This is a genomic window from Brevibacterium ammoniilyticum (genome assembly GCF_038429965.1).
Lineage (GTDB): Bacteria > Actinomycetota > Actinomycetes > Actinomycetales > Brevibacteriaceae > Brevibacterium > Brevibacterium ammoniilyticum.
Genome location: NZ_BAABNP010000022.1, coordinates 33,313 through 44,217, shown reverse-complemented (window position 1 = coordinate 44,217; position 10,905 = coordinate 33,313). Strand labels below are relative to the sequence as shown.

Below are 10,905 nucleotides of genomic sequence, written 5' to 3'. Positions count from 1 at the left end.
CAACCTCACGCATTACATCGCGAGGTGTCTGCTCGAGTCCGGTGGCTTCAGACCGGTTCTACACTCTCAATTACGATGAGCCCCTCATCCCCTCAGGAGGACGCCATGCCGAAGAACCAGCCCGAACCCGTCCGCGATCCGGCTAGTGACCACCTGCTCACCCCCAGCAACTGCGCCATCGCGCTCATCGACTATCAGCCCGAGCAGTTCTCGACAGTCGGGTCGACGACCCGCGATGAGATCCTCCTCGGCGTCGTCACCCTGGCCAAGCTCTCCCGCGCCTACGAGATCCCCACGGTGCTCTCGACCGTCGGCGTCGACCTCGGCGTCAACACCGGCACGATCTCCGAGATCAAGGACGAGCTCCCCGACCTCGAGGAGATCGACCGCACAGGCGTGAACTCGTGGGAGGACGCGGACTTCCGTGCCGCCATCGAGGCGACCGGGCGGAAGAAGATCGTCCTCGCCGGCCTGTGGACCGAAGTCTGCCTCACCTTCCCCACCCTCGACCTCCTCAAAGAGGGCTACGAGGTCTACCCCGTCATCGACGCCGTCGGCGGAGTCTCGGACGACGCCCACAACTCGGCGGTGACGAGGATGGTCACCGCCGGAGCGCACCCGATCACCTCGCTCGCCTTCGGAGCCGAGCTCATGCGCAACTGGGCCCGGTCCGACTCCGACCGCTACCGCACGATCATCAACGACTACTTCCAGCGTCGACGCGCGATCGGCGACACCTTCGGGAACTGAGGCGGCAGCGCCCGGACCGCCCCAAGCAACCGGGATCCGGCCGCCGCAGCGAACCCTGCCGCTGCTGACAACTGAATCGCATTACCGCTGACCAGGAGAGATGACCGCATGACCGACAACGCTCAGGCCCCTCCCGAAGAGCGCATCGCCCTGGTCACCGGAGCGACCGGTGCGATCGGCGCTGCTGTGAGCAGAGCTCTCGTCGGCCAGGGAATCCGGACCGCGATGCTCGCCCGCAACCTCCGTCGACTCGAGCGGCTCGCCGAACAGCTCGACGCGCCCGACCTCACCCTGCCCGTCCGTGCCGATGTCACCCAGCCCTTCGACCTCGTCGAGGCCCGCGACGCCATCCGTGACCGCTTCGGTGCTGACCCGGACCTCGTCATGGTCTCAGCCGGCGTCATGCGCGCCGGCGACTTCGAGCAGGCGGTGCCCTCAGAGTGGAAGGCGATGATCATGACGAACGTCGAGGGTGCCCTCTACACCGCGCAGACCTTCGCCGACGGGCTGCTCCGGATCGGCGAGACCGGGCACCGGGCCGACCTCATCTTCGTCGGCTCGGCCCCGGCACCGCAGCGCGCGAAGAGCTACGCGGTCTTCTCTGCGATGGCGACCTCCGTCGAACAGCTCGCCAAGCACCTGCGCGCCGAGTACGGCGAACGCGGTGTGCGGGTGCACCACATCGCCCCGTTCTACGTCACCTCCGAACTCGGCGCCGACATGAGCGACACCGAGCACTACCAGCGGTTCCTCGAACGCGCCGACGAGTTCTCCTCGATCGACCCGGGAAGCGTCGCCCACCTCGTGAAGTTCATGATCGGCCTTCCCGCACGGTCGAACCTCGCCGCCGCCACCATCCGACCGGTGAGGAGCTGACATGGTCACACGCTTGAGCAGAGGACTCGCAGGGTTCTTCCGCACGGAGAGCGCCGGCGCCGTCGTCCTCCTTGCGGCCACGGTGATCGCGCTGCTGTGGGCCAACCTCTCCCCGGACAGCTACAACACGGTCATCAAGACGGAGTTCGGCTTCGTCGCCGGTGGATCCGAACTCGAGATGTCGCTTCAGCACTGGATCAACGATGCCGTGATGATGGCCTTCTTCTTCCTCGTCACCCTCGAGGTGAAGAAGGACGTCGTCCTCGGCGAACTGCGGTCGTGGAAGCGCGCGGCCCTGCCGATCGTCGGCGCGGTGGCCGGCCTCATCGTCCCCGCCCTCATCTTCGTCGCCATCACCCGCGGCACCCCCGAGGTGGGGGCGTGGGGTGTCGTCATCTCCACCGACACCGCGTTCATCGTCGGCATCCTCGCCGCCTTCGGTTCGCGCATCCCCGCCCAGCTGCGGGTGTTCATCCTCGCCCTCGCGGTCGTCGACGACATCGGGGCGCTGGCCGTCATCGCGTTCTTCTACACCGAGGACATCGACCTGCTCTGGCTCGGCATCGCCGCAGCCCTGGCGGCGGTGACCTGGTTCGTCCAGAGGATGCAGGCGTGGCGCGGCCTCGTCTACGCGATCCTCGGGGTCTTCCTCTGGTTCGCCGTCCTCCAGTCCGGGGTCCACGCGACGATCGCCGGTGTCATCCTCGGCCTGATCCTGCCCGTCTTCCCGCCGAAGCACCAGCTCGTCGACGAGGCGGAGGACCTCACGCAGAGCTTCCGCCGCAGCCCCAACGCCGAACGCGGGATGTCCGCCGCCGAGGGCATCCTCCGCTCCGTGTCGATCAACGACCGGTTCCAGCTCTCCCTGCGCCGCGTCGTCAGCCTCGTCATCGTCCCGGTCTTCGCGCTCGTCAACGCCGGCGTCCTCATCACCCCGGAGTCGCTGTCCCACGCGTTCGGGTCGGCTCTGACCTGGGGCGTCATCGCCGGTCTTGTCTTCGGCAAGTTCGTCGGCATCTTCGGTGCGACGATGCTCGGGCGTCGCCTGCACATCGGCGAGCTCTCCGAGGCGCTGCGCCCCCGGCACATCGCCTCGGGTGCGATGCTCACCGGCATCGGGTTCACGATCTCCCTCTTCATCGTCGACCTCGCGATCACCGACCCGGTCGCCCAGTCCGACGCCCGCATCGGCATCCTCACCGCGTCCGCGCTCGCCGCGCTCATCGGCGTCATCAGCCTGCAGCTGACCGCCCGCTACGACCGCAGGCACGCGCCCGCCCGGGTCCAGCTCAACCGGCCGATCGACCCCGAGCGCGACCACATCTACGGACCGCCCGAGGCGAAGAACTCCCTGACGGTCTACGGCTCCTTCGGCGGCCTCGACGACGCGAACACGGAGGAGATCCTCGACCAGGTCATCGACCACTACGAGGGCGACATCAACTTCGTCTTCCGCCACATCCGCCCCACCGCCGAGGGCGCGCCCGAGCAGACAGCCGAAGCCCTCGAGGCCGTCGCCGCCCAGCAGCGCAAGCTCTTCTGGCCGATGCGCCACGAACTCAACGAGATCAGTGAGGAACGCAGCTTGGACAATCGCGAACTCCTGCGCGCCAGCGTCAACATCGGCGCCAACCTCAGCCGCGTCGAAGACGACCTGCGCCGCGGCAACCACCTCGGCCGCGTCGACGAGGACTACCTCGACGCCGAGAACATGGGGCTGACTCGGGGGCCCGTCCTCTTCGTCAACGGTCTGCTCTACAAGGGGGACATGGAACCGAACGCGATCATCGCCGACCTCGACGCGACCCGTGCCGAGGCCCCGGATCCGAAGACCCGACCCGACCACATCCTCACCTCGGACTGCGCCGTGCAGGGCGGCGCACCCGTCCAGGCGAGCGCGGGGAGGTCAGCATGACAGAACCGACGACCGCCTCGGCGGAGGTCCCCCACGTCATCACCGGAGGAGCCCGGGGCGTCGGCCTGGCCACGGCCAGGCGGCTGCTCGACCGGGGGGACTCGGTCGTCGTCATCGACCGGAACCCGCTCCCGGATGAGTTCGCCGACCATCCGAAGCTGACGTACTTCGAGCAGGACGTCGCCGATCTGGCGGGCCTGGCCGAGCTCGGCGCCACGATCCGGCAGCGGTGGCCGCGATGCGCCTCGGTGATCGCGTGCGCCGGCGTCACCTATGTCGGCTCCTTCCCCGACACCGAGTTCGCGAAGTGGAAAGAAGTGCTGACGACGAACATCACCGGTGCCGTCCACATCGTCCACGCCGTCCTCCCGTCCTTGGAGGCCACCGCCGAGGCGGGAGAGCGGGCCGACGTCATCACGATCGGATCGATCGCCGACCAGGCCTACTTCGACGATGCGACGATCTACGGCGCGTGCTCGGCGGCGCTCAAGGCCTTCGCCGACCACCTGCGCATCGAACTGCGAGAGCGGAACGTGCGCGTGTCGAACATCGCGCCCGGGTACATCCGGGGAGCGTTCGCCGAATTCCTCGGCGGGCTCGAGCAGGAGTACACGCAGCTCGGCGAAGGTCTGCTCCTTCCCGACGACGTCGCCCACGTCATCGAGTTCACTCTCGACCAACCTGCCGGAGTCCACCTCGGCGACCTCGACATCGTCGCGACCGCACAGGGCTGGGCATGACCATGCGACGGCGAACCCGGCGGGGAGGGCGAGGGCGATGACCCTCGAGGACCTCTCCCGGCTGCAGTTCGCGCTCACCGCGATCTTCCACATCATGTTCCCGGCGATGACGGTGGGGCTCTCGGTGTTCCTCACCGTCGTCTACGGGCTGTACTGGAAGACCAGGCGTCCGGTCTACCTGCAGATGTTCCGGTTCTGGCGGCGGATCTTCGGGGTCGGCTTCGCCCTCGGCGTCGTCGCCGGTGCCGTGCTCACCTTCGAGTTCGGACTCAACTGGGGTGTGTTCTCCCGGGTCACCGGTCCGATCATCGGACCGATCATCGCGATGGAGGTCGTCACCGCGTTCTTCGTCGAAGCCGGATTCATCGGCATCCTCCTCTACGGCGACGGGCGGGTGAAGGAGCGGACGATGTTCGTCTCGACCCTCCTCGTCTCGATCGGCACCCTGCTGTCGACGACATGGATCCTCATCGCGAACTCGTGGATGCAGACTCCTGCCGGCTTCGCCATCGCCGAGGACGGCACCTTCGTCCCGACGAACTGGCTCGAGATCATCTTCAACCCGTCCTTCCCGCTGCGCTTCCTCCACATGTTCCTCGCGGTGCTCATCTCCGCATCGACCTTCATCATCGGCATCGCCGCGTGGTACCTCATCCGCGGGCGCTCGCTGCCCTTCGCGAAGCGGTCGTTCTCGATGGCGATCGGCGTCCTCGCTGTCCTCCTGCCCCTCCAGATCTCCGTCGGCGATGACGTCGCCCTCGAGGTCGTCGTCGAACACCAGATGCCCAAGTTCGCGGCGATCGAGGGACACTGGCAGACGGACAGCAACGGCTACAACCTCCTCATCGTCACCGATCAGGCCGACCAGGAGAACCTCGCGGACGTCGAGGTGCCCTTCCTCGGCGCGCTCATCGGACAGGATCTCACCGGCCAGAACTTCCTTCCGGGCCTGAACGACGTCGAACCCGATCCGGACCTGCAGCCGCCGATGTGGATGACGTTCTGGGGCTTCCGGCTGATGTTCTACGGGTCGATGGTCCTCTTCGGCATCGCCATGGCCGGCGTCGTCCTCCGCCTGCGCGGGCGCCTCTTCACCTCCCACCGCTTCCACAAGGTCTGCCTGTGGTCGGCACCCGTGGGGATCCTCGCGATCATCGGCGGCTGGGTGACCGCAGAGACCGGGCGCCAGCCGTGGGTCGTCTACGGCCGTCTGCGCACCGAGGATGCCGTCTCCGACCTCGCCCCCGCCCACCTCGTCTTCTCCGTCATCGGGTTCGTCGTCCTCTACGCCGTCATGCTCGCCGCCTACATCGGCTACATCGTCTGGGCCGTGCGCCGCGGACCCGAGCATGACCGTCCCGGAGCCATCATCGCCGACGACGATGATCTCGATGATCTCGACGCCGAGGCGGCCGCCGGGTCCACAGGTGCCGCCGCTTCCGCGTCGGTGGGGAGCGGGGGCACCCCGGTGGGCGGAGGGAGCCCGGTGGGCGGCGGGAGCCCGCCGATGACGGACGGGAACGCCGAGGCGGCCGAAGGAAGGGCGGAGTCATGACCATCGCCGACGTGTGGCTCATCGTCCCCGTCCTCTGCCTGACGATGTACATCGTCCTCGACGGCTACGACCTCGGCATCGGCATCTTCCTGCTCGTCGAACGCGATCGTCGGCGCCGCCGCGAGGGCGTCGAGGTCGTCGCGCAGACGTGGGACATCAACGAATCGTGGCTCATCCTCCTCGGCGTCTCGCTGTGGGCCGGATTCCCCGCCGTCTACGGCGCGGCCCTGCCGCACCTCTACCTCCCGCTCATCGTCATGCTCTTCTGCCTCATCGTCCGCGGCTTCTCCACCGAGCTCATCTCGCACCGGCACGACACCGCCGAGGTGTGGGTGCGGGCCTTCGCGGTCGCCTCGCTCGGTGCGGCGATCGCCCAGGGTGTGGCGCTCGCGGGCCTCGCGCGGGAGCTCACCCTCGACGCCGAGGGAGACTTCGTCGGTCCGACCACCCCGTGGGACGCCGCTTCGGTGCTCTTCACGATCGTCGTCGTCATCGGCGTCGTCGCCGTCTACACGGCACTCGGGGCGGCGTTCATGCGCACCAAGGTCGACTCCCCGCTCGCGGTGCGCACGAGCCGCTCGCTCGTCGCCGCGGCAGCCGTCGTCCTCGCCGTCATCGTTGTCCTGCTCGGGACGACGGATGCCCCGCTGACCTGGTCGGGAGTCCAGGGCGTCATCGTCACCGCCCTGCTCGCCCTCGCTCTGGCGGCGGCGATCCTCGCATGGCGGCAGCTCGGCCCCGGGCCGCGGCGCACCGGGGGATACCGGTCGGCCCTGATCATGGTCGGCGCAGTCCTCGCCGCGATCGTCGTCGGCCGCTATCCCGTCATCCTCAGTCCCGGCGTCACCGTCGAGGACGCAGCGGCGCCGAGCCTCGCCCTCTACGCCCTGCTCATCGGGGTGGGCATCAACATCCTCCTCATCGTCTTCTACACGGTCTTCGCCCACCGCACGTTCTCCGGTCCCCTCTACCAGGACGCGATCCCGGGCAGCACCGAGGCGGGGAGCACGCGCCCGGCGGGGAGTGCGGCCGAGAGCGAGACGGAGGTGCCGCGATCATGAGCGACCCGATCCCACACGAGCCGGAGCAGCGGGACCCGGAGCAGCGGGACCCGGAGCAGCGGGACCCGGAGCCGCGAAAGCCTGGCGGGCACGGACCGGAGCAGTCGGGGACGTCGACGCACCGGTCGGAGTCGTCGACGCACCGGTCGGGCACGCCCGGTGAGACGGCGGGGCGCGGGACGCGGATCCTCCGCCGGATCGGCCTCGTGCTGCTCGGCATCATCCTCTACACGATCAGCATGAACATGTACTCCGGCTATCCGGAAGTCGGTTCGCAGTGGATCAACAGGGCGGCGATCCTCGCCATCGTCGTCTTCGCCGCCGTCGTCTTCATCCGCGACGAACGGCGCCGCGCCCACGAGGACGACCACGACGACGATGGCGCCTGATCGGGGAGCAGCCACCTCGGCGACCTCCCAGCCTCCTGCCCCGATGCGGGACGCGTCGGCGATGGACTGGATCGCCTCGCAGGCGGGACCGGGTCGGACGCTGTTCCGGCTCTCGGGACTCACCGAGGTCGCCGCGACGGGGGCGCTCATCGGCCAATGGGCATTCCTCGGCGCCGGGGTCACGGCGTGGATGACGGGAGCGGGCGGCGTCGTCGGCCTGCTCATGGTCGCCGCGGCGGCCGCACCGGTGCGCCTGCTCTTCCGGGCGCTCGCCGCGCGCCTGGCGGCAGCCGGACGCGAGCGGGTGAGCACGCGGATCCTCACCGACCTCGTCCCCGCCCTCCTCGCCGCGGCGGGACGGACACCCGCGACGGAGGCCGCCGACGTCCTCATCGACCACGCCCCGGTCGTCGCCGGCTATCTCTCGGGAACGCGGCCGCTGCGCGTCGCGGCCGTGCCGTCGACGCTGCTCATCCTCGGTGCCGTCGCCCTCGTCCACTGGCCGGTCGCGGTCCTCCTCACCGTCTGCACACTGCTGCTGCCGCTCAATCTCCGACTCGCCGGCCAGGCGACGGTGACCGCAGGGGAGAGGCAGCTCGCCGCAACCCGTCGACTCTCGGCCGTCATCACCGAGAGCGTGCGCGGCCTGCCGACCCTCGTCAGCCTCCGCGCAGTGGCTCGGAGGCGCGCGGTCCTCGACCGGTCGTCCACGCGGCTCGAGGCTTCGACCTTGAGAGTCCTCTCCTACGCGTTCCTCTCCGGGGCGGTCATGGACGTCGCGGTGACGTTCGCGATCGCGGTGTCGGCGACGTACACGGGTCTCGTCCTCCTCGGCTTCGTCACCCTTCCGGGGGCGCCCGGCCTCGACCTCGGCGAGGCGCTCTTCGTCCTCCTCCTCTGCCCCGCGTACTTCGCTCCCGCGCAGCGGGCGGCCAGGGGCTTCCACGATCGTGACGACGCGCTCGTCGCCGCGCGCGCGATCCGCGAGGCTGCGCGGGTCGAGGACGAAACGGCGGGGGTCGCGGACGAGGCGGCGGGGGACGAGGACGAGTCCGCACGGCCAGGCTCTGCCGCCGCGGAGCCACGGCCCGATGCCGCCGAGCCTGGCCCCGATGCCGCGACGGGCACGACCCCGGCGCCGTACCCCGGTGCCGAGCCCGCCCCCGGCACGACTCTGACCCCGGAGGGCGGCACCGACCCCGGACCTGACCGGATTTCGGCCCCGCGTCGCGCCGCGCTCGCCCCGCGCGTCGACCTGTGGGGCGTGAGCGTCCTCGAAGTGGATGCCGTCATCCTCGACGACCTCGACCTCACGATCCCGGCCGGGGAGTGGACGGCGATCAGCGGACCGTCCGGGTCGGGCAAGACGACGCTGCTCCAGCTCGTCGCCGGCACCCGGATTCCGACGGCAGGGTCGGTCGAGGTGATGAGGCGTGGGGCCGGTGCCATGGACAGTGGGGACACGTCCGACGGCGGTCACGGATCGGGCACCTCCCACGGCTGGCTCGGAGCGGACACCGTCATCCTCGAGGCCACCCTCGCCGAGAACATCGGCCTCGGCGATCCGACGATCAGCCCCGACGCGATCCGCACGGCTGCCCACGACGCCGGCCTCGAGCAGGTGCTCGCCGATCTGCCCGAGGGCATCGGCACCGTCCTCGGCCGCCGCGGCCGCGTGCTCTCGGCAGGGGAGAGGCGGCGCGTCGCGCTCGCCCGCCTCCTCGCCGCCGACCGCGACCTCTGGGTCCTTGACGAACCGACCGCCCACCTCGACCACGAGACGGAAGCGGAGATCCTCCGCACCCTGCGCCGGGTCGGGGCGGGGCGCACCGTCGTCATCGCGACCCACTCGCCGGCGGTGACGACTGCCGCCGAGCACGCGTGGGAACTGCGCACCGGACTCCTCGACGTGCAGACCCGAGTGGGCGGGGGCACGGCATGAGGAACCGACCCCGCAGGCACGTCCTCGCGCTCACCGTCGCCGTCGCCGCCGAGCTCTGCGCGCTCGGTCTGCTCGCCGTCTCCGGGTGGTATCTCGCCGCCTGCGCGCTCGCCGGTCTCGGCCTGCTCGCGACCTTCTCCTACCCGACGCCGAGCGGCATCGTCCGCCTCCTCGCCCTCGGCCGCATCGGCGCCGGTTACGGACAGAACGTCCTCCTCCACCGAGCAGCCCTCGCCGACACGACCCGCGACCGCCTCCGCGTCTTCGACGATCTCACGGCCGCCGGTGCCCGACCCGTCGACGACCGGACGGTCGACCGCCTGCTCACCGAGGCCCAGGACGAAGGGGAGCGGGTGCTCCGCGTCACCGCCCCGCTCGTCGTCACCGTGAGCGCGATCCTCACGGCGGTCGTCGTCATCCTCCTCACCGCTCCGCCCGCCGTCATCCCGCTCGTCATCGGGGCGGTGACCCTCCTCGCGCTCGCGATCCTCCCCGCCGAGTCCGACCCCGGCCGCGGTCGCCTGCGCGCCGAGGTGCTCGCGAGCATGGACGCCGCCCCCGAACTCGAGTCGCTGGGAGCTGCGCCCCTGCTGCGCGCGCGGATCCTCGAACACCTCCACGACCTCACCGCCGCCGAGCAGCGCCGCGATTCCCGACAGCTGCGCCGACAGGTGGTCACCGCACTCGCCGGTGGTCTCGCGTTCGGCGCCGTCATCGTCGTCAGCGCCGCCTCGCTCGGGGTCGGCGATCTCGCCGTGGTTCCGCTCTTCGTCATGATCGTCTGCCTCGCGTTCGGCGTCCTCGAGCGCACAGTCGCGATCAGCGCCATCGTCCCCCACCTCGAACGACTCCGCGGACACCGGGCCCGCCGAATCAGCGATCCCAGCCGTGTCCCCGTGCCCCCGCGCCCGGTCGGCGTCGCCGCCGACGGCACGATCACCCTCGGGGCTGGTACCGGTTCGGGCACGCTGCTCGCGATCCCGCCCGGTGGGAGCGCGGCGATCATCGGTCCGTCCGGCGCGGGCAAATCGACCCTGCTCACCTCCATCGCCGAGGCGGTGCGCGGTGCCGGGACCGCGACCGCCGCCGAGCGCACCGCCGCGGTCCCCTCCGTCGCGCACGTCGCCGACGACGAGTTCCTCTTCACCGGCACGATCGCAGCGAACCTCCGCCTCGGCGCGCCGACCGAGCTCACCCCGGCTGACCTCGCCGGGGTTCTCACCGCCCTCGGGCTGGACGACGACATCACCCCGGACACGCGCACGGGAATCGGCGGGCGTGCGCTCTCCCGCGGAGAGACGCGGCGCCTCGTCATCGCCCGCGCCGTCGTCACGGCACCGGATGTCCTTCTCGTCGACGAGCCCGATCTCGGTCTCGACACCGGCTCGTTCGTGCGGATGCTCGAGTTCATCCGCACCCGACTCCCGGCCGCGACGATCATCGTCGCCGCCCACCGCAGCCCACCGGGAGTCGAGTTCGTCCTCGACCTCAGCCGCAGCGAAGCTGCCGGAACCCGCGTGCCCGCCGACGCCGACGTGCCAACCGGCACCGACGGGCCGACCGATGCCGGCAGCCCACGCTGACCTGCATCCCGGCCGGTGACCTCCGCGCCCGCCGGCGACCGGTCACGTCCACGCCCGCCGGCGCCCAGTGACCCCGCGCCGCGAGCGGGTTAGA

At 70.3% G+C, this 10,905-nt stretch carries 9 protein-coding genes; all 9 read left to right on the top strand.

Annotation, left to right across the window (positions count from 1 at the left end; all coding sequences use genetic code 11):
• Positions 1-105 precede the first annotated feature (105 nt).
• The 9 genes from AAHA49_RS16970 (at position 106) to AAHA49_RS16930 (ending at position 10,811) form a co-directional block, all read left to right on the top strand.
• Positions 106-750, top strand: a complete 645-nt coding sequence (locus tag AAHA49_RS16970) for a hydrolase (RefSeq protein WP_009380295.1) — start codon at positions 106-108, stop codon at positions 748-750.
• A gap of 108 nt (positions 751-858) precedes the next feature.
• A complete protein-coding gene (locus AAHA49_RS16965) occupies positions 859-1,626 on the top strand; it encodes an SDR family oxidoreductase (RefSeq protein ID WP_342039088.1) in 768 nt (255 codons plus the stop codon).
• Position 1,627: 1 nt separating this feature from the next.
• Complete coding sequence (gene nhaA, locus AAHA49_RS16960; protein ID WP_342039087.1) at positions 1,628-3,541, top strand: Na+/H+ antiporter NhaA; 1,914 nt, start codon at positions 1,628-1,630, stop codon at positions 3,539-3,541.
• Positions 3,538-4,281: an SDR family oxidoreductase gene (locus AAHA49_RS16955; protein ID WP_259823862.1), complete on the top strand. Its 744-nt coding sequence runs from the start codon at positions 3,538-3,540 to the stop codon at positions 4,279-4,281. Before nhaA ends, AAHA49_RS16955 begins: the two co-directional genes overlap by 4 nt.
• A gap of 37 nt (positions 4,282-4,318) precedes the next feature.
• Positions 4,319-5,836 carry a cytochrome ubiquinol oxidase subunit I gene (locus AAHA49_RS16950; RefSeq protein ID WP_342039086.1) on the top strand — a complete coding sequence of 506 codons (1,518 nt, stop codon included), beginning with the start codon at positions 4,319-4,321 and terminating at the stop codon, positions 5,834-5,836.
• On the top strand, positions 5,833-6,897 hold the full coding sequence (locus tag AAHA49_RS16945) for a cytochrome d ubiquinol oxidase subunit II (protein ID WP_342039085.1): 1,065 nt from the start codon (positions 5,833-5,835) through the stop codon (positions 6,895-6,897). The genes AAHA49_RS16950 and AAHA49_RS16945 overlap by 4 nt, the downstream gene beginning before the upstream one ends.
• Entirely contained in the window at positions 6,894-7,286 is a 393-nt protein-coding gene (locus tag AAHA49_RS16940) for a hypothetical protein (protein WP_342039084.1), read from the top strand. The genes AAHA49_RS16945 and AAHA49_RS16940 overlap by 4 nt, the downstream gene beginning before the upstream one ends.
• Entirely contained in the window at positions 7,276-9,228 is a 1,953-nt protein-coding gene (locus tag AAHA49_RS16935; protein WP_342039083.1) for an ATP-binding cassette domain-containing protein, read from the top strand. The genes AAHA49_RS16940 and AAHA49_RS16935 overlap by 11 nt, the downstream gene beginning before the upstream one ends.
• A complete protein-coding gene (locus AAHA49_RS16930) occupies positions 9,225-10,811 on the top strand; it encodes an ATP-binding cassette domain-containing protein (RefSeq protein ID WP_342039082.1) in 1,587 nt (528 codons plus the stop codon). The genes AAHA49_RS16935 and AAHA49_RS16930 overlap by 4 nt, the downstream gene beginning before the upstream one ends.
• Positions 10,812-10,905 lie beyond the last annotated feature (94 nt).